Source organism: Enterobacter cloacae complex sp. SHL021 (assembly GCF_049237765.1).
In the GTDB taxonomy this organism is placed as follows: Bacteria; Pseudomonadota; Gammaproteobacteria; order Enterobacterales; family Enterobacteriaceae; genus Enterobacter; species Enterobacter cloacae.
Genome location: NZ_JBMKJG010000003.1, coordinates 129,595 through 151,338, shown reverse-complemented (window position 1 = coordinate 151,338; position 21,744 = coordinate 129,595). Strand labels below are relative to the sequence as shown.

Below are 21,744 nucleotides of genomic sequence, written 5' to 3'. Positions count from 1 at the left end.
CGGGCTATTTCCCGGCCTGAGGATGTGTATCAAACCCTGCCATCACCGCCGTCAGCTCCGCCAGTGAAAAACCGTGCTTCGGATCGTCAACGCCCAGCCCGAAGCGTTCCTGCATCAGCTGATACAGCGCCGCAGCATCGGGAAGATGGATCTGCTCCTCTACATGGCCCTTTTGCCAGTGAGTAAAGTTGAAGTTGGTCAGCGTCAGTTTGCCGCCGTCAGGCAGATGGCGACACATCAGCAGATGATGGCGGAAATGGGACTGCGGCCAGTGCGCTGACCAGAAATTGCCCATGACGTAATCACTGAAATATTGCGTCGTCAGGTCAAAGTGATACATCGACTGCCAGTGTTCGTGGTGACGGAATTGTAGTACCCAGTCGTTCCCCTCGCTCAGCAGACGATACAGACCGTGCGGCGTCTCCTGCTCTTCGTTGGCAAGCAGACGAATCGGTGCCGTCAGCGTCTGGCCGCCAAACCCAACGTCGGCAATCCAGCGCTCGCCGTTAAGTTCGACGAGCAACAGGCGATGCGTGCGCGGCGGCATTTGCGGTGGATTCGCTAATACCACACGTCCCAGCACGCTGCGCACCGTAAACCCGACTTCGCGCAACACGCGCTCAAACAAGCCATTTTGCTCAAAGCAATACCCCCCGCGACGCGCCTTCACCAGTTTGTCGACGAGGCTTTGATCGTCGAGCTGTATTTCACGCGGCAGAACGACATCTATATTTTCAAACGGGATCGCACAGTTGTGATGTAAATGCAGCGCGCGCAAGGTATCGATATCAACAGTAGCCGGTTGTTTCCAGCCGATGCGGGCGAAATAGGCAGTCAGAAATGGGGACATGCATCAGTTTCCTTTAACAGTGATGTTCTGTTTATAAACTAATTTTACGCGTCCACTTTGATTTCCGTGCTTTTTCGCCATACTCATCGTTATTAATGAGGAGACCCTATGAACCACTTTCGTCCTGTTGAATTACGTCATGCCAGCCGTCTTTTAAACCATGGTCCCACCGTGCTTATCACCAGTCGGGATGAAACCCTGGACAGGCGTAACGTTATGGCTGCCGCGTGGTCGATGCCGGTTGAATTTGAACCACCGCGTATCGCCATTGTGGTGGATAAAAGCACCTGGTCGCGTGAACTGATTGAACGCAGTGGGCAATTTGGCATCGTCATTCCCGGCGTGTCCGCCGCCAACTGGACCTACGCGGTGGGTAGCGTTAGCGGGCGCGACGAAGACAAATTCAACTGCTACGGCATCCCGGTGGTGAACGGTCCGGCACTCGGCCTGCCCGTCATTGAAGAGAAATGTCTGGCGTGGATGGAGTGCCGGTTATTACCCGTTACATCCGCTGCAGAAAAGTACGATACGCTGTTCGGGGAAGTGGTTTCAGCCGCCGCCGATGAACGCGCGTTTGTCGCCGGACGCTGGCAGTTTGACGGGGATAAGCTGAATACCCTGCACCATCTGGGAGCCGGGACGTTTGTGGCGAGTGGGAAAATGGTGAAGGCGCTGGATTGATATACCCTCCCCCCATCGGGGAGAGGGTGAACGTATTACTTCGCACGCCGAGCAATAATCTCATCCGCCACATTGCGCGGTGCTTCCGCAAAATGGTGGAACTCCATCGTGTAGGTCGCGCGCCCTTGCGACATCGAGCGCAGCGTGGTGGCGTATCCAAACATCTCTGCCAGCGGCACGTCAGCGCGGATAATCTGGCTGCCGTACTGCTCTTCCATGCCCTGCACCATGCCACGACGGGATGAGAGATCGCCCATAATATTACCGGCGTACTCTTCCGGCGTTTCCACCTCGACATGCATCACCGGCTCAAGGATCACCGGATCCGCTCTGCGAGCGCCCTCTTTAAACCCGAGGATCGCCGCCATGCGGAACGCCATTTCCGAGGAGTCGACGTCGTGATACGACCCAAAGGTCAGGGTCGCTTTTACATCGACAACCGGATACCCCGCCAGCACGCCGCTGTTCATGGCTTCGCGCAGCCCTTTTTCCACAGAGGGAATATACTCACGCGGCACCACGCCACCCTTCGTGGCATCTTCAAACTTGAAGCCACTGCCAGGCTCTAACGGCTCAAGGCTCAGCACCACATGCCCGTATTGCCCTTTACCGCCGGACTGCCGGACAAATTTGCCTTCGATATCTTTCACCGCTTTGCGCAGCGTCTCGCGGTAGGTCACCTGCGGACGGCCGATGTTCGCCTCGACGCCAAACTCACGCTTCATGCGATCGACGATAATCTCAAGATGTAGCTCACCCATACCGGAGATAATCGTCTGGCCGGACTCTTCATCGGTATGCAGACGGAACGACGGATCTTCCGCCGCCAGGCGTTGCAGGGCAATGCCCATCTTCTCCTGATCGCCCTTGGTTTTTGGCTCGATGGCAAGGGAGATCACCGGGTCCGGGAACTCCATTCGCTCAAGCGTGATGATCGCATTCGGATCGGTGAGCGTGTCCCCGGTGGTCACATCCTTCAGACCCACACAGGCCGCAATATCACCGGCGCGCAGCTCGTCCACCTCGTGACGATCGTTGGCATGCATCAGCACGATGCGTCCGATACGCTCTTTCTTGCCCTTCACCGGGTTATACACCGCGTCGCCTTTTCTCAACACGCCAGAGTAAACGCGAATAAAGGTCAACTGCCCGACGTACGGATCGCTCATCAGTTTGAACGCCAGCGCAGAAAACGGTTCTTCATCACTTGGATGACGCTCCGCATGCTGCCCTTTTTCGTCCACACCGTCGATGGCCGGTACATCCAGCGGAGATGGCATCAGCTCAATCACCGCATCGAGCATGCGCTGTACCCCTTTGTTTTTAAAGGCGCTGCCGCACAGCATCGGCTGGATTTCACCGGAGATGGTCCGAATACGCAGCCCTTTGATGATCTCAGCCTCATCAAGGTCGCCCGTCTCCAGGTATTTATCCATCAGCGCGTCGCTGGCTTCTGCTGCCGCAGAGACCATTTTTTCCCGCCACTCCTGCGCGGTGCTCAGCAATTCGTCCGGTACCGGCGCATAGTTAAACACCATGCCTTGTGTGGCATCATCCCACACAATGGTACGCATCTTGATGAGATCCACCACGCCGGTGAAATGCTCTTCCGCGCCCACAGGGATCACAACAGGCACCGGATTCGCCTTCAGGCGTTCCTGCATCATCCGTACGACGCGGAAGAAATCGGCACCCGGACGGTCCATTTTGTTGACGAACGCCAGGCGCGGCACATGATATTTATTCGCCTGACGCCAGACGGTCTCTGACTGTGGCTGGACGCCACCCACGGAGTCGTACACCATGACGGCACCGTCCAGCACGCGCATGGAACGTTCCACCTCAATGGTGAAATCCACGTGCCCCGGGGTGTCGATGATATTGATCCGGTGCGGTTCAAACCCTCTGTCCATACCCGGCCAGAAGCAGCTGACGGCCGCGGAGGTAATGGTGATCCCGCGCTCTTGCTCCTGCGCCATCCAGTCGGTTGTTGCCGCGCCATCGTGTACTTCACCCAGCTTGTGGCTCATCCCGGTGTAAAACAGGATGCGTTCGGTGGTTGTCGTTTTACCGGCATCGATATGCGCGGAAATACCGATGTTGCGATAACGTTCGAGAGGGATGGGTCGGGGCATAATATTTCCTTAAGTCTGTAAGACTGAGTTGTGACGACCGGGATGGTCGCCTGTGTGTTCGTTTGCTATAATAGTCCTATTGTACGAGTATTATCGAACTATTTTTTCACGGTTGACCTATTGTTGATATAGCTCAATCTGAACGTTGACGCAGGAAAACGATGATCCCAAACCACCCCGAACCTGAACAAATACTGCTGGAAAATGTGCTGTTTGCTCTCGGCAACCCGCTCCGGCTATCGATTATCCGCAGGCTGGCCGATGGCAGTGAACTGAGCTGCAACGCGCTGCGCCCGGACGATGTGGTGAAATCCACCATGACCCACCACTGGCGCGTACTGCGCGACAGCGGTGTAATCTGGCAGCGCCCGCAGGGGCGAGAGAATATGATTTCACTGCGAAGAGACGATCTGGATGCCCGTTTTCCTGGGCTGATGGCGATATTGCTGCGGGCTGAATAGCCCTGCGGTTACGTTAATATTCGTGGCAACGCTACGCTTTTTCCTGACGATAGACCGGGATCTGCCGTCGGGTCCTGGTCAGCGTATCAAAGACCTCGGTCCCGGAGGTGGTTATTCTCATCCCCGTTTTGCGCAACCGTTGCACATCGGCCGCGATGCGCTGAATGCCGAACCAGAAAAGCCCGTCGAGTGCGGTTACCGCGAGCCCGTTTTCCAGCGCTAGCTTTAATCGCTCACGGGGCGCTTTCACCTGCTGGGCGATTTGCCGGTACGGCACTTCGCTCCCCCCTTCGCTATCACTGCGCTGGATACGCGTTTTCAGGTGGTAGTTAAATTCATCGGGGATCCCGTCCAGATTCATTTTCAGGCTATAAACACAGCCGAAGCGCTTGCCGTTAAAAAGCACATTTTTTTGGCTGAGTTGAAGCTCTTTTCTGAGGCCGTCAATTAACTGCGGGGCGCGGGTGAGGAGTAACCGGAAAGGAAGCTCAAAGCTGGTGACGTAATCCACATTCAGCAGCGCCAGACGCAGGCGTTCTTCTGCACCGGCCTGTTGCTCCCGACACTCTTCCAGTACCTCCGCCCACTGACGCGTCAGACGCTCTGGTTCGGCGGCTTCGGTAAAGAGAAATTTTTCAATCTGGTAATCAACTCTTCCGGTCATCGTGCGGTTTCCCGTCGCTGTGAATGCGGTAATTCTATCCAGCGCAGTGATATTTATAAAGAACTGAACCGCAACGGCGTGCTGAAAATGTCGTTGCGATTCAGTCTTCTGACATCCAGGATCAGTGCGCCATTAACCAGCCCATCAAAAGCGTGGCGAAAATCACCGTCGACGCACCGCCAATGCGGGTCGCAATCTGGGCAAACGGCATCAGCGACATGCGGTTAGACGCGGAAAGAATTGCCACATCTCCTGTCCCGCCCAGCCCGCTATGACAGCAGGTGACAATCGCCGCTTCCACCGGATACATATTCAGGCGCGACGCAATAAAATAGCCGCTCAGCGCCATTGCGATGACGATCGAACCGCACACCACCACGTATCCCACCGAGAAGACCGATACCACGCTCTCGAGCGGCACGTACAGCATGCCGAGACCAATCATCAACGGCCAGACCAGCGCAGCGGAGACAAATTTATAGCAACTGTGCGCGCCCTGCTCCATGGAGGCCGGGATCATCTTGAAGTATTTGCACAGCACGGCGATGAGGATCATCAATACCGGGCCGGGAATATGCACCAGCTTCTCAAACAGTCCGCCAACGATGAAAAACGCACACACCATCAGCAACCCGCCCCCCATCAGATGGAAATACGTCTGCTGTACGCTCTGCGCGCTGGCAAACAGGCTCGTGTCATCTTTGCTGCGGGTTAACATGCCATTGCCTGAAAGCGAGGGACGTTTTGCCCCGAGGCGCGCCAGCGTACCCGCACAAATAATGGCAAAGATATTCCCCACTACGGCGGCGGGTGCCAGTTGCGCCACGTAGACGTCAGGTGTCTGACCCAGTATCGCCGAATAGGCCAGCGACAACGGTAAAATCCCCTCGCCAATCCCTCCGCCGATAATCGGTACGATGATGAAGAAGAAGGTGTGATACGGCGTATAGCCAAACAGCGAACCAACAAGTAAGCCGGTCAGCACGGCCATCAGGGTACCCACCACCAGCGGAACGAACATGCGGATCATCCCCTGGATCAACAGCACGCGGTTCATCCCCAAAATACTCCCCACCACCAGACAGGCGATGACGAAATAGAGTAAATTGGCCTCTTTCATCAACAGGTGAACCGTATCCAGGGTGTGTTTCTCGAATACGCCAAAATAGACCAGCACCGAGGGCAGCATCAGGCACAATATTGCCGGGCCACCAATATCTTTCAGCAGCGGGATTTGTCGGCCAATTTTGGCAAAGGCGAAACCGAGCGTCATGATCACCGCGAGTCCACCGATCATGTTTTTCGGCAGCAGCCCCGCCCACGCGGAGGTGGCCACAATGGCCGCGATCCCGACAAACAGCATCAACGGGACCGCGCCAACTTCAGCATTGCTCAACCCAAAAGCAAAACGTGAAGCGACTGGAGACGTGGTTACAGAATTATCTTTCATATAATCACCGGATTAGTAGGTTCGGATATCAATAAACAGGAATAAATCGTAATTAGCCTGTACTTAATAAAGCTTTAATATTTAATCGTATTCAAATTGCCATTTATAAAAATGGTTCATCGAGAAATTAGCATGGCGATTTCGCCGGAAATGTGAACAGCACGAGAATTTGTTTTTAAATAACTTAATTCATCTTTTCGTAACTAAAGTTTTTAATCGCCGCGTCGGTGTTTTGAAATTAATTAAACCAGAAAGACTGTGACCGTTATCACTACGCCTATGATCCTTAACCGCTAGATTAGCGCGAAACCAAAGACATAAATAAATCTGCGCCTGCAACTGAACCTTATCCGATTATTGAAATTCAGGAGTCATTCATGTCTCGCAAAGAAGTACTGTATACCCCTTATAGCGGCGCCGTATTACTGGAAAACCCGTTATTAAATAAAGGGCTCGCATTTATTAAAGAAGAACGTGATAACTTTAATCTGCACGGTTTGTTGCCACACAACGTTGAAACCATCGAGGAACAAACCGAACGCGCCTGGGTACAATTCTGTCATTTTAAAAGCGATATTTCCCGCCACGTTTATCTGCGTAATATCCAGGATACTAATGAGACGCTGTTTTACAACCTGCTGCGTTCGCACCTGAAAGAGACGTTACCCATTATCTATACCCCCACGGTAGGAGAAGCGTGCGAACACTTCTCGACTATTTATCGCCGCGCGCGTGGGCTGTTTATTTCCTGGCCCAATCGTCACCGTATTGATGAAATGCTGCAAAGCTTCTCACGCAATGATATTCGCGTCATCGTCGTGACCGACGGAGAGCGTATTCTGGGGCTTGGCGATCAGGGAATTGGTGGGATGGGAATACCCATTGGAAAACTCTCGTTATATACCGCCTGTGGTGGGATCCACCCGGCGTCTACCCTGCCGATTATGCTCGATGTCGGTACCAATAATCAGCAGCATCTGGACGATCCCATGTATATGGGCTGGCGTCACCCACGCATCAGCGACGATCAGTACGCCGAGTTTATGGACATGTTTATCAGTACCGTGAAGCAGCGCTGGCCCAATGTATTGCTGCAGTTTGAGGATTTCGCGCAGAAAAACGCCACCAGACTGCTGCAGCGCTACCGCGACCAGCTGTGCTGTTTCAACGACGATATCCAGGGTACCGCCGCCGTGACCGCGGGCACGCTGATTGCTGCCGCCCATGCTGCCGGGACCCGTGTTCGCGATCAGCGCGTGGTCTTCCTGGGGAGCGGATCCGCCGGTTGCGGCATCGCCGAAAAAATCGTGGCGCTGATGATGGATGACGGGCTAACCGAAGCCGAAGCCCGCAGTCGGGTCTTTATGGTCGATCGCTTTGGCCTGCTGACTGACGATATGACCAACCTCCTCGACTTCCAGAAAAACCTGCTCACGGCGCGCGAGGCGATCCGCGACTGGCAGGTTGAGTCGAACAATATTTCGCTGATGGACGTGGTTAAAAACGCGCATCCGACGGTAATGATTGGGGTCTCAGGCCAGCCGGGCCTCTTCAGCGAAGAGATTGTGAAAGAGATGCATCGCCACTGCCCGCGCCCGGTGATTATGCCGCTTTCTAACCCCACATCCCGCGCGGAGGCGCAACCGCAGGATCTCATTGCCTGGACACAGGGCGCCGCGCTCGTCGCCACCGGCAGCCCGTTTGCGCCGGTGTTCTGGCAGGGCGAGCAGTACGATATTGCCCAGTGTAATAACGCCTATGTATTCCCCGGGCTGGGGCTGGGTATTCTGGCCTGCCATGCACGCCGGGTCACCGAGGAGATGCTGATGGCGGCAAGCTGCAGCCTGGCCGCGCAGTCGCCGCTGGTGACAACCGAAAAAGGTGGATTATTGCCGCCGGTGGATCATATAGAAACGGTGTCACGCCATATCGCGTTTGCCGTCGCCAGAGCGGCCATTGAGCAAGGTGTTGCGCCAGCCATGGAGGATGAGATATTGCTGGCGCGGATTGAAGAGACCTGGTGGCAAGCAGATTATGCGCCGTACCGCAGGGCTGCGCTGTAGCCGTCAGCCTGCCCTCACGTTGTGGTGAGGGCATACATTAGTGCTGAATGCCTGACTGTTCAGGCATGTCGCCTGTAGATACAGTTCTGTTGGAAGTGACCACGCTTTTTTTGCGCGCATATCTGTCCGGCTGGCCTTCAGGACGGGTTTTGAAGCGTCGGTGCAACCACATATATTGTTCCGGCGCCATCAGCACCGCGCGCTCAATCGCCCTGTTCATTTGCGTGGCTACCGACGCTTTATCACCGCCCTGCAGCGTTTCGCCGATATCTTCAAGAATAATCAGTTCGTAACCGCTGCCGTCTGCCTTTCTGCGTGGAACGAACGGGATCACCGCCGGTCTGGCACTCTTCACCAGCATATAACTTCCGGCGGTTGTCGCGGCATCAGGAACCGCAAAGAACGGTACAAACACGCTGTTGGTTTTACCGTAGTCATGATCCGGGGCATACCAGAGAATGTCATTCTGCTTCAGGGCGCGGATCATGCCCTTCAGGTCATAGCGATCCAGCATGGTTTTATTTGAGCGCAGACGGCCGCGCGTCTGCAGCCAGTCCAGCAGCGCATTATTGTTAGGGCGATAAACACCGACACCCGGGTTGAGCATACCAAAGATCCTCGCCCCCAGTTCAAGCGTGAGAAAATGCATACCGATGAGCACCACGCCATTTCCGCGCGCCCGGGCCTCTTCCATATGTTCATATCCGCTGACGCTGAAACATTTACGCACCCGCCAGTCAGGCCAGAACCAGGCGATCCCGGTTTCGATGACGCCCATGCCAACCGATTCAAAATTACGCTGCAGTAGCTTTTCGCGCTCATCCTTTTTCATGTCGGGAAAACAGAGCTCAAGGTTGCGGCGAGCGATGTCCACACGACGGGGAAGCAAACGCATGGCCAGACGACCAAGCCCGTGTCCGATTCTTAATAAAAGGGGATACGGGAGCTGCACAATGCACCAGAGCGCTGCAATGCCTGTCCAGCTGAGCCAGTAACGAGGATGAAAAAAAGCGAGTGAGAACTGAGGTAATTTTGTCATGAGAAAATTATCCTGTACTGAATTTAACGCAACTGCTGTGCTTACCAGATGATTTCGTGAAAGTTTTAGAGAGGGAAAGTGTAACGGAAACGTCACAGGATCGTATTATCGATTTTTGCGAAATGTCGCGAGAAACTTAAATGCCGGGTCAACGAGGCCGCTGCCCGGCAAATAAAATTACATCGAATAGCCGGGCTTTTTAATCAACGAATCCAGATTCGGGCCAATTTCGCTGTCCCAGACCTGCGCTTTCCAGTCTTCAGGATTAACCTGGTTTAACGCCACCGACACTGAACTGTCTTTACTGTTGAAATGACGAATTATCACCTCGGCAATATCAGCCGCCAGCGCGTTTTTTTGTTCGTCGTTTAAATCCCGGGGAAAACATTTGATATCTACATGTGGCATGTGCAGGCTTCCTGTTATGAATCAGGTTTACACGTTATCAGATAATGCCGTTTGCCTTTAACACCTTGTGCAGTTCAGGAAGCTGACACACGGCGTCTGCAATGGCCGTTATCTTTGGCGTATTCTCGGCAAACCACGCATGCCGTGGCCCCCAGGTACGTGCGACCGCAATATAGACGTCGAGTAGCGTAAGCTGTTCACCCAGCGCAAACGGGGCCGCTTTGAGCTGGCTATCGAACCACAAATAGAGGGATTTGCGGTATTCGATACAATTTTTCTTCAGTTGTTCCGGTGCGTCAGGCACCCAGCGTTCGGGATAATCGGCATAGGTAAAGGTCGGATAGACGTTCGCGACAAACCAGATAAGCAAGCGTTGAAATTGCTGACGTTCTGCCTGTCCGACGGGCGGCGCCAGATCGGGACACCTGTCGAGCACCATCAGGGCGATGGCGGCTGTTTCGGTCATGATCGCGCCATTTTCCAGCGCCAGCGTCGGCACCTGACACAATGGATTGAGCCTTTGCAGCAATTCGCGCTGCGGACCGGGCGCATCAAACCCGTCCACATTAATAAACTCGTAAGGGATGTCTGCCAGAGTCAGCATCACTTCGCTGATTGCCGAGCCCCAGCCGGGTGCACCATAAAGTTTGATCATGTTGCCCTCTCAGGAGTGAAAATCCTAAGTGTAGAGCACAATTAATACGTGATCCCAGGCGGGTTAACCTCCGAGTGTGTCACCGCTTCGCCCTGCTCTCCCCAGCGCGCCAGCACCTTCTGATACTCCCCGCGCGTGATCGCGCCGTCCAGCGCGGCCTGCAGGGCGTAGACCAGTTGATTGCCTTTTTTGGTGGTCGTGGCGACATACGCTTTTTTCGGGCCCAGCCCGACAACGCGCGTTTTACCGGTCAGCGCGGCTTTATACGCCGCGACCGACTGTGGTCCAAAGAACACATCCGCCCGCCCGGACTGAATATAAAGATTGCCCGAGGCATCATCCGTCAGGTACACCGGCAGCGCGGGCTCACGCCCGGCCTTTTTATTCTCCTCGTTCCAGCCTAACAGGATGCGCTCCTGATTGGTGCCGGATCCGACAATAACCTTTCTACCCGCAAGATCTTCAGGACCGTTAATCGACCGCACCGGACTGGTGGATTTCACCGTAAACGCCAGCGAATCGACGCGATAGGTCGCAAAATCAAACTTCTCTTTGCGCTGTTCGGTCACCGCAATGTTCACCAGCGCCACGTCATAGCGCCCGGAAGTGATCCCCAGCGGCCAGTCTTCCCAGGCGGTGGGAACGAGCTTCAGTTTTAGCCCCAGGCTGCCTGCCAGCAGCCGGGCGATATCCGGATCGCTGCCGATTCGCGTACTGTTGTCGCTGGCAAGCAGGGCCAGCGGCGGTGAGTTAAGCGCAGAAATGGCCACCGTGAGGGTTCCCGGCTCGACAAATTTGTAATGAGCGGGGATCTTCGCCACCGCCTGCTGATCCACCGTCACCGGCAGCGGCTGCTCGTTGGCTTTTAAATCAATACTGGCATGGCTGGCGGCGGTAAAGGCCAGCCCTGCCAGAAGTCCATATTTCATGGGTACTCCTTACAGGACTCGTGAAAGGAACTGACGCGTTCGCGCGTGCGATGGCCGGTTCAGCACCTCGTCGCTGCTGCCCTGCTCCACAATTTTACCGTCGACCATAAACACCACCTGATCCGCTACTTCTCTGGCGAAACCGATCTCATGGGTGACCACCACCAGCGTGGTGCCGGAACGGGCGAGTTTCTTGATGACATCCAGCACTTCGCCAACCAGCTCCGGGTCTAGCGCCGAGGTGGGTTCATCAAACAGTATGACGCGCGGACGCAGCGCCAGCGCGCGGGCAATGGCGATGCGCTGCTGCTGCCCGCCGGAGAGATGGCGCGACCAGGCATCCGCTTTATCACGCAGCCCCACCACATCCAGCAGGCTATACGCCTGCTCAACGGCCTCTTTTTTGCTCAGTTTTTTATGGGCGACAGGCGCTTCAATCAGGTTTTCCAGCACCGTGAGATGCGGGAAGAGATTAAAGTTCTGGAACACATAACCCACATTGACGCGCTGTTTGAGGATCTCTTTCTCTTTTAACTCGTAGAGTTTGTCACCCCGACGGCGATAGCCGATGTAATCCCCGTCAATCTGAATAAACCCTTCGTCGACGCGCTCAAGGTGGTTGATGGTGCGCAGCAGGGTCGATTTACCGGAGCCGGACGGTCCGAGGATCACCGTGACGGGCCCGGTGGGATCTCAAGCGACACGTTATCGAGCGCTTTATGGCGACCAAAGAATTTACTGACGCCGGTAATGGAAATATGTCCTTCATGAGAGGCTTGCATGGACGGGCTCCTGTGCGGGCGTGGTGGTGACGGAACGGGAACGGGTACGGCTGAGGGTACGGTTCTGATTCACCGCCGAGCGACGTTCGCTGCGGGCCAGTCCCCGCTCAACACCATACTGGATAGCGGACAACACGGTGGTAATCACCAGGTACCAGGCGGCACCTACCATCAGCAGCGGGATCACCTCCTGCGTGCGGTTGTAAATCATCTGGATGGTGTAGAACAGCTCCGGCATGGCCAGCACGTAAACCATCGCCGTCCCCTTCGCGAGACTGATGATTTCGTTAAACCCGGACGGCAGTATGGTGCGCAGCGCCTGCGGCAGAATGATCCGTACCGTACGACGCCAGGCCGGTAGCCCCAGCGCAGCGGCCGCTTCATACTGACCATGATCCACGCCGAGGAAGCCCCCGCGAATGTTCTCCGCGGTATAGGCGCTCTGCACCAGCGTTAGCCCGACAACGGCGGTAGAGAATTGTCCCAGCACATTGATGGTTTCAAAGCTGCCCCAGGTCATGCCGGTGAACGGCACCCCGAGCGAGAGCGTGTCGTAGAGATAGGAAAAGTTATAAAGGATGATCAGCACTACAATCAGGGGCAGCGAGCGAAACAGCCAGATATAGCCCCAGGCCAGGCTGCTCAGCAGCCAGGATGACGAGAGTCTCGCCAGCGCCAGCATACCGCCCAAAATCACGCTCAGCGCGGTGCCGATCAGCGTCAGCAGTAATGTCTGGCCGACGCCTTCAAGGATCACCGGGTCTAAGAACCAGCGGGCAAACACAGACCACTCCCAGCGCGGGTTAAAGGCGACGGACTGGACAACGACCGCCAGGACAAACAGCGCCACCACGGCACCGACGCCCCGCAGCGGATAACGCGCCGGGACCACTTTTATGGTTTCAACGTTGCTCATCATCGTACCTCATGCGGTTTTACTTAACGCTTCACGAACCAGCGTTTTGGTGAAACGCAGCCGACCATCAAACGGGGGCTGGCTGTACTCTTCCGGATCGCGGTTGAGATCGAACTGCGGCTGGTAACCCTGGCTAAGATAGAGCCGTACCGCTTCCGGCTGGCGAAAACCGGTGGTCAGGTAGATCTGGCTGTAGCCTGCCAGCACCGCCCGGCGCTCCAGCTCCTGCACCACGCGCCCCGCAAGCCCCTGCTGACGCAGGCTTTTGTCCGTCCAGATGCGTTTGATTTCTGCGGTGCGTTCGTCGAAGGGTTTGTACGCCCCGGTGGCAATAATCTTCCCGTCACGCTCCAGGACGATAAACAGCCCCTGCGGCGCCAGATACCATTCGGTGAGCTCGACCTCAGCATCTTTCGAAAAATAGTCACCGTAGCGGGCAGCGTATTCACCGAACAGCCCATTGATGATGGGCTGAAGATCGGCATCTTCCGGCGAAACGTCACGAAATTGTTCGCTCATAACGCCTCCTTAATCACCCAGACCGGCCGGGTTGACTTCCGACTGCGGGATGCGTTCCACCCCTTCTCCCCAGCGGTTCAGCACTTTGTCGTAATCGCCGTTTTTGATCACGCCGTTGAGCGCGGTCTGCACCGGTTCCACCAGGCCGCTGCCTTTTTTCAGCGTCACCGCAATATGCGCCGCCTTCGGCCAGCCGCCGTCAACGCTACCGACCAGTTTGGTTTTACCGGTCAGCGCCGCTTTCCACGCGCCAATCACGTTTGGGCCAAAATACGCATCCGCACGCCCGGACTGGAGCGCCAGCGTTTGTGCCGCATCATCTTTGGTGTAGACCGGGGTAAACGGTTTCAGTCCCTTCTTAAGGTTTTCGGCGTTCCATGCCAGCAGGATGGCCTCCTGGTTAGTGCCTGAGCCCACAATAATCCGCAGCCCGGCAATGTCCTCCGCCTTCTGCAGGGATGTGATTGAACTGGTTGATTTCACATAGAAACCGAGCGAATCCTTACGGTAGGTGGCGAAATCAAACTTCTCCTTACGCGCTTTAGTCACGGTGATGTTGCTGATCGCCGCATCGTATTTCCCGGAGGCCACCCCCAGCGGCCAGTCCTCCCAGGAGGTTGGCACCACGTTCAGCTCCAGCCCGAGGCTATCCGCCACCAGACGGGCCACGTCAACTTCGCTTCCCTGAAGCGTTTTGTTGTCATCCGAGAAAACCGTCAGCGGCGGTTGATTGAGGCCCGCCACCGCGACGGTAAATTTCCCCGGCACGGCAAAGCGATAATCTTTCGGCAACTGCGCGATGGCATCGCCGTTTTTGGCGGTATTGATCGGCGTTTTGTTGGCCTCAATACTCACGCCAGTGCCGTTAATGTTCACATTCTCTGCCCAGACGGCAGGGGTAAAGGCCAGCGCGAGCGCCAGAATAAGCGATGGTTTCTGCATAGCGGGTTCTCTTTTATTGTTGTGTGAACTGATTTTTGGGTTCGTCCAGGCCCAGGCTGTCGCGCAGCGTGGTCCCGGGGTAGTCAGTGCGAAACAGGCCGCGGGCCTGTAGCACCGGCACCACCTGGTCAACAAAGCGCGGGAAGGTATCTGGCGTCCCGCCCTGGATGATGAAGCCGTCGGCTGCATAGCCGTCGAACCACGCCTGCAGGCCGTCCGCCACCTGCTCCGGCGTGCCGGAAAAACGGGGGCGTGGTGAGGCCACTTCCAGCGCGACCTGACGCAGCGTCAGCTGACGTTCGCGGGCATTACGCTTTATCTCATCCGTGGTGCTGCGGAAGCTGTTTTTCCCCAGATCGCCGAGATCCGGGAACGGCGCGTCGAGCGGATACTGGCTGAAATCATGATGTTCGAAATAACGTCCGAGGTAATTGAGGGCATCCTTAACCGACACCAGCGCCGCGGTGGTCTGGTACTGGTTTTCCACATCTTCGGCATCTTTTCCGACAATGACGCTCACGCCCTGGAAGATGTGCAAATCAGAGGCACGACGACCGTTGTTTTCCAGCTGCTGCTTCACATCGCGGTAGAACGCTTGTGCTTCTTCGAAGGTTTCATGGTGGGTGAAGATCGCATCGGCATGCTTCGCAGCCAGCTTTTTACCGTCGTCCGATGCGCCCGCCTGGAACACAATCGGACGTCCCTGCGGCGTGCGACCAATATTGAGCGGCCCGGCGACCTGGAAGAAATCACCACGGTGATCCAGGGTATGCAGTTTGGCGGGGTCAAAAAACTGACCACTCTCTTTGTTGCGCACAAAGGCATCGCCTTCCCACGAGTCCCACAGCCCTTTCACTACGTCAAGATACTCATCCGCAATGCGGTAGCGCAGCGCGTGCTCGGGGTGTTTTTCACGCGAGAAGTTCCTGGCCGCCCCTTCCAGCGGCGAGGTCACGACGTTCCAGCCCGCGCGGCCGTTGCTGAGATGATCCAGGCTGGCAAACTGGCGCGCCACGGTAAAAGGTTCGCTGTAGGAGGTGGATAACGTGCCCACCAGCCCCAAACGCGAGGTAATGCTCGCCAGCGCGGAGAGCACCGTTAACGGCTCAAAGCGATTTAAAAAATGCGGGATCGACTTCTCATTAATGTAGAGGCCATCGGCTACGAATAAAAAGTCGAGCTTGCCCTCCTCTGCTTTTAACGCCGTCGCTTTGACGAAATCAAAATTAATACTGGCATCGGCCACCGCCGCAGGATGGCGCCAGGCGGACATATTCCCGGAAGCACCGTGCAAAATGGTCCCCAGCCGCAATTGTCGTGTTGCAGACATATTCACCTCTTCTGAATTAAACGTGTTGCAGGGCTTTTTCCGCAAGCTGTGCAAAATAACGGGCAGCCGGCTCAATTAATGCTTCGTCCGGATTAAAGGCCGGGTGATGTAAACCATACGGGCTATTGCTGCCAATGCTGACAAACGCGCCGGGGATCTGCTGCAGATAGACTGCAAAATCCTCTCCGCCCATATGCAACTCGGCATGCTGCGTTTCATAACCCGCTTCCCGGGCGACCGACGTGGCAAACGCCGCCCAATGCTCGTCATTGACCAGCGCAGTCGGTCCGGCATACCAGGTGATATCAATCCGGGCACTGAAGGCGCTGGCGAATCCGGCAGCGATTTCACCGACACGCGCTTTGACGTTCTGCTGAACTTCCGTGCGATGCGTGCGCAGCGTCCCTTCCAGCTCAACGCTTTCCGGCAGGACGTTCCAGGTATTGCCGCCCGCAATGCGCGTTACGCTCAGCACAACGGAATCCAGCGTATTCACGTTGCGACTGGCGACGCTCTGCAACGCGGTAACAAGCTGGCTTGCCAGCACAATCGCGTCGTTGCCTTCATGAGGCCGTGCGGCATGAGCACCTTTGCCGGTAATGCGGATCACAAACCGATCGACGTTGGCATAGAACGGCCCGCCGCGGGTGGCAAATTCACCCACCGGCAACCCCGGCTCGTTGTGCATACCGAAGATGGCGCTGACATCACGTAACGCCCCGGCCCGCACCATGCTCTTCGCACCGCCAAAGTTCTCTTCGGCAGGCTGGAACAGGATCCGCACGCGGCCGTTGAGCAACGCTTCACGTTCTTTTAGTTTTAATGCCGCCCCGAGGATCACGCTGGTGTGGATGTCATGACCGCAGGCGTGCATGACTCCCGCACGCTGCGAGCTAAACGCCACCCCGCTGCGCTCTTCGATCGGTAAGGCATCAATGTCCGCCCGCAGGGCAATCAGTTTGTTGCCGGTGCCGATCTCCGCCACCAGCCCGGTAGGCAAGTCATAAGGCAGCGGCGTAATACCGGCATGGGTCAGCCACTGGTGCAAACGGGCGGTTGTTTCCACCTCCTGGCCCGACAGCTCCGGGTGCTGGTGCAGCTCACGACGCCAGGCAATCAGTTGTTCGCCAAAACGCATACGTTAACCTCCCTGTTAAGTCGCGCCTGCGCCAGCAGACGCAGGGACTGCACGCGCGCGGCGCCGTCCGCAACCGGTGTGTCGATAATGAATTCGTCAATCCCCCACTGGTGATGCAGAGCGTCCAGTTGTGCCAGTACCGACTCAGCGGTCCCGGCCACCAGCGACTGCGCGCGACGCGCTATACGCAGCGGCTCGCTGCCTGCCTGACGCGCAAACGCATAGGCTTGCTCTTCGCTGGCCACCGTAACGCGCTGGCCGTTTGCCAGCTCCACGCCCCAGACTTCAACCTTTTGTGCCAGCGAGTGCGCCTGGGCCTGAGAGTCCGCCACAATGACCTGCACCGCCACAATCACCTCCCGGGCGCTGTGTTCACGCCAGGTGGTGATGACCTCGCGCAGCAGGTCGGGATCGCCATTCAGGTGAGCAGCAAAGACAAAATGCCAGTTGAGCTTTGCGGCCAGCAGAGCACTTTCGACACTCGCCCCCAGCAGAAATCCCTGCGCCGGAACCGGCGGCAACGGCGTGGCGCGCACCGCCTCCTCCGCGGACTGATTTTCAGGACGGATCCAGCTATCGAGCTGCGCCAGCTGTTCGGCAAAGCTGCCCTTTTCCTGCTGATTCAGACCGCGTTGCAACGCGCGGGTGGAGAGCGGCAGACCGCCAGGCGCTTTTCCAACGCCCAGATCCACGCGTCCGGGAGCCAGGGCAGCCAGGAGATTGAAGTTTTCTGCAACTTTATACGGGCTGTAGTGTTGCAGCATGACGCCGCCCGATCCCACGCGGATACGCGTTGTCTGCCCGAGGATCCAGGCAATCAATAACTCCGGCGAGGGGCTGGCCAACTGTGGGGTGTTGTGGTGTTCGGCAATCCAGAAACGGTGATAACCGAGAGTTTCCGCCTGTTGCGCCAGCGCCAGGGTTCGCGCCAGCGCATCGGCGGCTGTTTCATTTTCAGCGATGGGGCTTTTATCCAGAATGCTGATTCGCCAGGACGTGTTGCGTTCTCGTTTGACTTAACATGTCGTTATTAATAAAGGCGTATTTCACCGCTGAGAAACAATTAATTTACATTTGGTTTGCCGGAAATCAGATATATAAAACCCTGTTAAGAATAAGACTTTAGGGAGGAAATCAGCGTTTCCGCCTGAGCGCGGCGGGTAATACGAATAAAGCGTATGTGTGCGTAGTCCGGGTTTTGCATATCGACCTGATAACGCCTGCGGTTGTTGCGCCAGGTTTTAATCGTCCAGATGATAATGGACTCTCTGCTGAGGAAGGCGCGCCGGAAACTCTCTTTATTGCCCGTTCCCGGCCAGAGTTCGTGTTGATGCCAGGCCCGCTTGATCGCCCGGATAACGGCCTGATACAGCGTACGGACAAATCCATAGTCCACCCAGACGACCAGATCCACATTGCGCCATTTAACAGGGCGCGTGCGGTTATAGTTGCCATCGAGCACCCAGTTTTGAGAAGCGCTTAATGCATGCTCCAGTTTTTCCAGAAACGCATCATCTGCTGTGCCCTGCCAGTTCGGGCGCCAGTAAAGCCTGTCCATCTCAATATAAGGAATAGCCAGCTCATCAGCGATCCGTCTTGCCAGCGTGGTTTTTCCACTTCCGCTGGTGCCGATTACATTAATTTTCACCGTTAGCCTCGTTCTGGCAGAATAAAAACCAAACCGATCATAGCGTTTACCTTCCGCTAGTTCCACTGAGCAACTGATAAGCGCCACTGATGTTTAAATCATCAATCCGCGAATCTTTTGTCTAAAAACTCACCACGATTCAGCGCGTTGTGATCCCCGTCTGCTCTGACCACACGATTTCCTTCGACGTGCATCACTTTCGGCACGGTTATATTTTGCGTCGCTTATCAATTGCAGGTAGGATGCCTCGCCATGTTTCGCCTTATCCATACGCAGAATGACTGGGAAGGCGACATGTGTTTGCGCAGAAGCAATCGTTTGTATGCTCTCTGCCAGGCAGGGCTATCACGATAATGGTTCAGACAGGCAAACAGGTAACTCAATGAAAACAAGCAATAAAAGCGCAGCCGATCATCATGCTGCTAAACGTCGCTGGTTAAACTCCCATGAAGAGGGCTACCACAAAGCGATGGGCAACCGTCAGGTTCAAATGATCGCCATCGGCGGCGCTATCGGTACAGGTCTGTTTTTAGGTGCTGGTGCACGTCTGCAGATGGCTGGCCCGGCTCTCGCCCTCGTCTATCTGGTGTGCGGGATCTTCTCCTTCTTCATTCTTCGCGCGCTGGGCGAACTGGTACTGCATCGCCCTTCCAGCGGCAGCTTTGTCTCTTACGCCCGCGAATTTCTCGGTGAAAAAGCCGCCTACGTCGCTGGATGGATGTACTTCGTTAACTGGGCGATGACCGGTATCGTCGATATCACTGCCGTTGCGCTGTATATGCACTACTGGGGCGCGTTTGGCGATATCCCGCAGTGGGTCTTTGCGCTTGGCGCCCTGGCGATTGTCGGCACCATGAACATGATCGGCGTGAAGTGGTTCGCCGAGATGGAGTTCTGGTTTGCACTGGTAAAAGTGCTGGCGATTGTGATTTTCCTGGTCGTCGGTACCGTCTTCCTTGGCAGCGGTAAGCCGCTGGACGGCAATGCAACCGGCTTCCATCTGATAACCGATAACGGCGGCTTCTTCCCGCACGGTCTGCTGCCGGCGCTGGTTCTGGTGCAGGGCGTGGTGTTCGCCTTTGCCTCTATCGAGCTGGTGGGTACGGCGGCGGGCGAATGTAAAGACCCGCAGACCATGGTGCCAAAAGCCATTAACAGCGTGATCTGGCGTATCGGTCTGTTCTATGTGGGTTCTGTGGTGCTGCTGGTTCTGCTCCTGCCATGGAACGCCTACCAGGCGGGTCAGAGCCCGTTTGTGACCTTCTTCTCTAAGCTCGGCGTGCCATACGTGGGCAGTATCATGAACATCGTGGTGCTGACCGCGGCGCTCTCCAGCCTCAACTCTGGCCTCTATTCTACCGGCCGTATTCTGCGCTCCATGTCGATGGGCGGCTCTGCGCCGAAGTTTATGTCGAAGATGAGCAAGCAGCAGGTACCATATGCCGGTATCCTGGCGACGCTGGTGGTCTACGTGTTTGGCGTGTTCCTGAACTACCTGGTGCCGTCCCGCGTGTTCGAGATCGTGCTGAACGTGGCCGCGCTGGGGATTATCGCCTCCTGGGCCTTTATCGTGGTCTGCCAGATGCGTCTGCGCAAAGCCATTAAAGAGGGCAAAGCAGCTGACGTGAGCTTCAAGATGCCGGGTGCTCCGGTGACCTCATGGCTCACCCTGCTGTTCCTGTTCAGCGTGCTGGTACTGATGGCGTTCGACTACCCGAACGGCACCTATACCATCGCCACCATTCCGCTGCTGGCCGTTCTGCTGATTGCCGGCTGGTTTGGCGTGCGTAAGCGCGTGCATGAAATCCACAGCACCGCGCCGGTTCATCATGACGATGAAAAACACGACGGCCCGCTGGTGGAAGAGACCTCGCGTTAATAAAAAAAGCCGGGTGGCGGCTTCGCCTTACCCGGCCTACATTTCAGGGTTTTGTAGGCCCGGTAAGCGCAGCGCCACCGGGCAAAGCCCGCATTAGAGCGCGATACGTACCACATCGTCAGGCTGGGTCGCTTCCTGCTGACGGGTGGATTTCTGTTTCACCGTCACGTACAGCGTTTTGCCATCGGCAGAGAGCGCCAGGCTGTTTGGATAGACCGGCGTGTCGAAGGTTTTCGTCACTTTGTAGGTTTTGGTGTCAATCACGCTCACCTTTCCGGCTTCACGATGCGTCACGTACACTTCATTGCGCGTCGGGTTAAAGAGCACCGCCAGCGACTCTGGCGTCGCGATCTTCTCAATCACGCTGCCATCCTTCAGGCTCACCACCAGCACTTCCGGCTGTTTTGAATCGGTCAGGAAGGCACGCTGCCCGGCCGTATCCAGACTCAGGTTCAGATAGAAGTGCTCTTTACCATCATCCTGCACCTTTTTGCGGCTGATGATTTTGTTGCTGGCGGTATCAATTGTCACCAGTTCGCCATCGGCGTTGGTGGTATAGAGTCGTTTCGCCTGCGCATCCAGCGCGAGGCCGGTGCCGTAAGTACCGGTATTGGCGATGGTATCCTTCAGCTTCAGCGTTGTGCCATCCACTACCCAGATCACGCTCTCTTTACCGACCCCGGTGATGTACACGGTGTGGGTGGCATCATCCGCCACCAGCTGACGTGGCTGCAGCGGTTTGACCGTGTCACTGCGTTTGCGGTCGTCCAGAACCAGGCGCCCTTTCACCTCGCCCGTTTTGGCATCAATGGCGGTCACGGCACCGTTGATGGTGTTGCCCAACCACAGCGTCTGGGAGGCCGAATCCAGGGTGGCGCCAAACGGTTTAAGATCGTTATGAATAACTTGCGTCACGTCCAGTGTGACCGGATCGAGGCGATACACAATTCCGCCTTTATCCATTTTACGGCTTTGTGATGTCGCAACCCACAGCGCATTCTCCTGCTGGCTCACGGCCATTTCATACGCGCCTTTGCCTACCGCTTTGCGCAACATCTCTTCGCCAGCATGCACCTGGAAGGTACCGGCAAGCAGTAAAGCGCTACACAACAGAGAACGACGCAGACGCGGCGAGCACAGATGACGTAAAGACATAACAATTCCTTTTTCACAAGAGGGGGTGTACTGCTGACATCACTTCCGGTCGGCAACGTCATGGCATTGCCGTTTTGTTAATGAGAATAGTAATCATTAA

The 21,744-nt window shown here is 56.0% G+C and carries 18 protein-coding genes and 2 pseudogenes; 4 read left to right on the top strand and 16 right to left on the bottom strand.

Annotation, left to right across the window (positions count from 1 at the left end; all coding sequences use genetic code 11):
• Positions 1 to 4 precede the first annotated feature (4 nt).
• Positions 5 to 850: an N-hydroxyarylamine O-acetyltransferase gene (nhoA, locus tag ACOTZF_RS04265; protein ID WP_045294187.1), complete on the bottom strand. Its 846-nt coding sequence runs from the start codon at positions 848 to 850 to the stop codon at positions 5 to 7.
• A gap of 108 nt (positions 851 to 958) precedes the next feature.
• Between nhoA and ACOTZF_RS04260 the strand changes: the two genes are divergently transcribed.
• Entirely contained in the window at positions 959 to 1,531 is a 573-nt protein-coding gene (locus tag ACOTZF_RS04260; RefSeq protein WP_013096509.1) for a flavin reductase family protein, read from the top strand.
• A gap of 35 nt (positions 1,532 to 1,566) precedes the next feature.
• On the opposite strand, the gene fusA is transcribed toward ACOTZF_RS04260, so the two are convergent.
• A complete protein-coding gene (gene fusA / locus ACOTZF_RS04255; RefSeq protein ID WP_058678651.1) occupies positions 1,567 to 3,666 on the bottom strand; it encodes an elongation factor G in 2,100 nt (699 codons plus the stop codon).
• 161 nt (positions 3,667 to 3,827) lie between these two features.
• On the opposite strand from fusA, the gene ACOTZF_RS04250 reads away from it, so the two are divergent.
• Complete coding sequence (locus tag ACOTZF_RS04250; protein WP_013096507.1) at positions 3,828 to 4,127, top strand: ArsR/SmtB family transcription factor; 300 nt, start codon at positions 3,828 to 3,830, stop codon at positions 4,125 to 4,127.
• 31 nt (positions 4,128 to 4,158) lie between these two features.
• On the opposite strand, the gene ACOTZF_RS04245 is transcribed toward ACOTZF_RS04250, so the two are convergent.
• Entirely contained in the window at positions 4,159 to 4,791 is a 633-nt protein-coding gene (locus tag ACOTZF_RS04245) for a DNA-binding protein (RefSeq protein ID WP_013096506.1), read from the bottom strand.
• Between the two features lie 121 nt (positions 4,792 to 4,912).
• Positions 4,913 to 6,241, bottom strand: coding sequence for a 2-hydroxycarboxylate transporter family protein (locus ACOTZF_RS04240; protein ID WP_129317812.1), 1,329 nt, complete (start codon positions 6,239 to 6,241; stop codon positions 4,913 to 4,915).
• A gap of 377 nt (positions 6,242 to 6,618) precedes the next feature.
• Between ACOTZF_RS04240 and ACOTZF_RS04235 the strand changes: the two genes are divergently transcribed.
• Positions 6,619 to 8,304: an NAD-dependent malic enzyme gene (locus tag ACOTZF_RS04235; protein ID WP_129251739.1), complete on the top strand. Its 1,686-nt coding sequence runs from the start codon at positions 6,619 to 6,621 to the stop codon at positions 8,302 to 8,304.
• A 37-nt stretch (positions 8,305 to 8,341) separates the two neighbouring features.
• Here ACOTZF_RS04235 and ACOTZF_RS04230 read toward each other — a convergent pair whose 3' ends face one another.
• The 11 genes and pseudogenes from ACOTZF_RS04230 to ACOTZF_RS04180 all read right to left on the bottom strand — a co-directional run bounded on the left by ACOTZF_RS04230 (position 8,342) and on the right by ACOTZF_RS04180 (position 18,610).
• Entirely contained in the window at positions 8,342 to 9,343 is a 1,002-nt protein-coding gene (locus tag ACOTZF_RS04230) for a Kdo(2)-lipid IV(A) acyltransferase (protein ID WP_045903032.1), read from the bottom strand.
• Between the two features lie 177 nt (positions 9,344 to 9,520).
• Positions 9,521 to 9,751: a tautomerase PptA gene (gene pptA, locus ACOTZF_RS04225; RefSeq protein ID WP_023621239.1), complete on the bottom strand. Its 231-nt coding sequence runs from the start codon at positions 9,749 to 9,751 to the stop codon at positions 9,521 to 9,523.
• Between the two features lie 37 nt (positions 9,752 to 9,788).
• A complete protein-coding gene (locus tag ACOTZF_RS04220; RefSeq protein ID WP_013096501.1) occupies positions 9,789 to 10,406 on the bottom strand; it encodes a glutathione S-transferase family protein in 618 nt (205 codons plus the stop codon).
• Between the two features lie 41 nt (positions 10,407 to 10,447).
• On the bottom strand, positions 10,448 to 11,335 hold the full coding sequence (locus tag ACOTZF_RS04215; protein WP_129251744.1) for an ABC transporter substrate-binding protein: 888 nt from the start codon (positions 11,333 to 11,335) through the stop codon (positions 10,448 to 10,450).
• A 9-nt stretch (positions 11,336 to 11,344) separates the two neighbouring features.
• Positions 11,345 to 12,117, bottom strand: a pseudogene (locus tag ACOTZF_RS04210) (amino acid ABC transporter ATP-binding protein).
• On the bottom strand, positions 12,101 to 13,033 hold the full coding sequence (locus tag ACOTZF_RS04205; RefSeq protein ID WP_129251880.1) for an amino acid ABC transporter permease: 933 nt from the start codon (positions 13,031 to 13,033) through the stop codon (positions 12,101 to 12,103). Before ACOTZF_RS04205 ends, ACOTZF_RS04210 begins: the two are co-directional and overlap by 17 nt.
• Before the next feature lie 9 nt (positions 13,034 to 13,042).
• A complete protein-coding gene (locus tag ACOTZF_RS04200; protein ID WP_013096497.1) occupies positions 13,043 to 13,552 on the bottom strand; it encodes a GNAT family N-acetyltransferase in 510 nt (169 codons plus the stop codon).
• A gap of 9 nt (positions 13,553 to 13,561) precedes the next feature.
• A pseudogene (locus ACOTZF_RS04195) lies at positions 13,562 to 15,824 on the bottom strand (NtaA/DmoA family FMN-dependent monooxygenase).
• 16 nt (positions 15,825 to 15,840) lie between these two features.
• Entirely contained in the window at positions 15,841 to 16,962 is a 1,122-nt protein-coding gene (locus ACOTZF_RS04190; RefSeq protein ID WP_038981844.1) for an amidohydrolase, read from the bottom strand.
• Positions 16,941 to 17,948, bottom strand: coding sequence for an LLM class flavin-dependent oxidoreductase (locus tag ACOTZF_RS04185; RefSeq protein WP_129317809.1), 1,008 nt, complete (start codon positions 17,946 to 17,948; stop codon positions 16,941 to 16,943). The genes ACOTZF_RS04190 and ACOTZF_RS04185 overlap by 22 nt, the downstream gene beginning before the upstream one ends.
• A gap of 122 nt (positions 17,949 to 18,070) precedes the next feature.
• The gene (locus tag ACOTZF_RS04180; protein ID WP_020684771.1) at positions 18,071 to 18,610 is read right to left on the bottom strand and encodes an AAA family ATPase; all 540 of its coding nucleotides are present in this window, start codon (positions 18,608 to 18,610) and stop codon (positions 18,071 to 18,073) included.
• Positions 18,611 to 18,992: 382 nt separating this feature from the next.
• Here ACOTZF_RS04180 and ansP point away from each other — a divergent pair, with 382 nt between their 5' ends.
• Entirely contained in the window at positions 18,993 to 20,489 is a 1,497-nt protein-coding gene (ansP, locus tag ACOTZF_RS04175) for an L-asparagine permease (protein ID WP_020684770.1), read from the top strand.
• Between the two features lie 93 nt (positions 20,490 to 20,582).
• Here ansP and ACOTZF_RS04170 read toward each other — a convergent pair whose 3' ends face one another.
• Complete coding sequence (locus ACOTZF_RS04170; protein WP_013096490.1) at positions 20,583 to 21,644, bottom strand: YncE family protein; 1,062 nt, start codon at positions 21,642 to 21,644, stop codon at positions 20,583 to 20,585.
• Between the last annotated feature and the right edge of the window lie 100 nt (positions 21,645 to 21,744).

What these genes read in the sequence shown, in the direction of transcription:
- ACOTZF_RS04230 (WP_045903032.1), bottom strand. Translation starts at nt 9,343, where the DNA reads ATGACAAAATTACCTCAGTTCTCACTCGCTTTTTTTCATCCTCGTTAC.
- pptA (WP_023621239.1), bottom strand. Translation starts at nt 9,751, where the DNA reads ATGCCACATGTAGATATCAAATGTTTTCCCCGGGATTTAAACGACGAA.
- ACOTZF_RS04190 (WP_038981844.1), bottom strand. Translation starts at nt 16,962, where the DNA reads ATGCGTTTTGGCGAACAACTGATTGCCTGGCGTCGTGAGCTGCACCAG.
- ACOTZF_RS04245 (WP_013096506.1), bottom strand. Translation starts at nt 4,791, where the DNA reads ATGACCGGAAGAGTTGATTACCAGATTGAAAAATTTCTCTTTACCGAA.
- ACOTZF_RS04205 (WP_129251880.1), bottom strand. Translation starts at nt 13,033, where the DNA reads ATGAGCAACGTTGAAACCATAAAAGTGGTCCCGGCGCGTTATCCGCTG.
- ACOTZF_RS04170 (WP_013096490.1), bottom strand. Translation starts at nt 21,644, where the DNA reads ATGTCTTTACGTCATCTGTGCTCGCCGCGTCTGCGTCGTTCTCTGTTG.
- ACOTZF_RS04220 (WP_013096501.1), bottom strand. Translation starts at nt 10,406, where the DNA reads ATGATCAAACTTTATGGTGCACCCGGCTGGGGCTCGGCAATCAGCGAA.
- ACOTZF_RS04240 (WP_129317812.1), bottom strand. Translation starts at nt 6,241, where the DNA reads ATGAAAGATAATTCTGTAACCACGTCTCCAGTCGCTTCACGTTTTGCT.
- ACOTZF_RS04215 (WP_129251744.1), bottom strand. Translation starts at nt 11,335, where the DNA reads ATGAAATATGGACTTCTGGCAGGGCTGGCCTTTACCGCCGCCAGCCAT.
- ACOTZF_RS04200 (WP_013096497.1), bottom strand. Translation starts at nt 13,552, where the DNA reads ATGAGCGAACAATTTCGTGACGTTTCGCCGGAAGATGCCGATCTTCAG.
- nhoA (WP_045294187.1), bottom strand. Translation starts at nt 850, where the DNA reads ATGTCCCCATTTCTGACTGCCTATTTCGCCCGCATCGGCTGGAAACAA.
- ACOTZF_RS04250 (WP_013096507.1), top strand. Translation starts at nt 3,828, where the DNA reads ATGATCCCAAACCACCCCGAACCTGAACAAATACTGCTGGAAAATGTG.
- ACOTZF_RS04235 (WP_129251739.1), top strand. Translation starts at nt 6,619, where the DNA reads ATGTCTCGCAAAGAAGTACTGTATACCCCTTATAGCGGCGCCGTATTA.
- ansP (WP_020684770.1), top strand. Translation starts at nt 18,993, where the DNA reads ATGAAAACAAGCAATAAAAGCGCAGCCGATCATCATGCTGCTAAACGT.
- fusA (WP_058678651.1), bottom strand. Translation starts at nt 3,666, where the DNA reads ATGCCCCGACCCATCCCTCTCGAACGTTATCGCAACATCGGTATTTCC.
- ACOTZF_RS04260 (WP_013096509.1), top strand. Translation starts at nt 959, where the DNA reads ATGAACCACTTTCGTCCTGTTGAATTACGTCATGCCAGCCGTCTTTTA.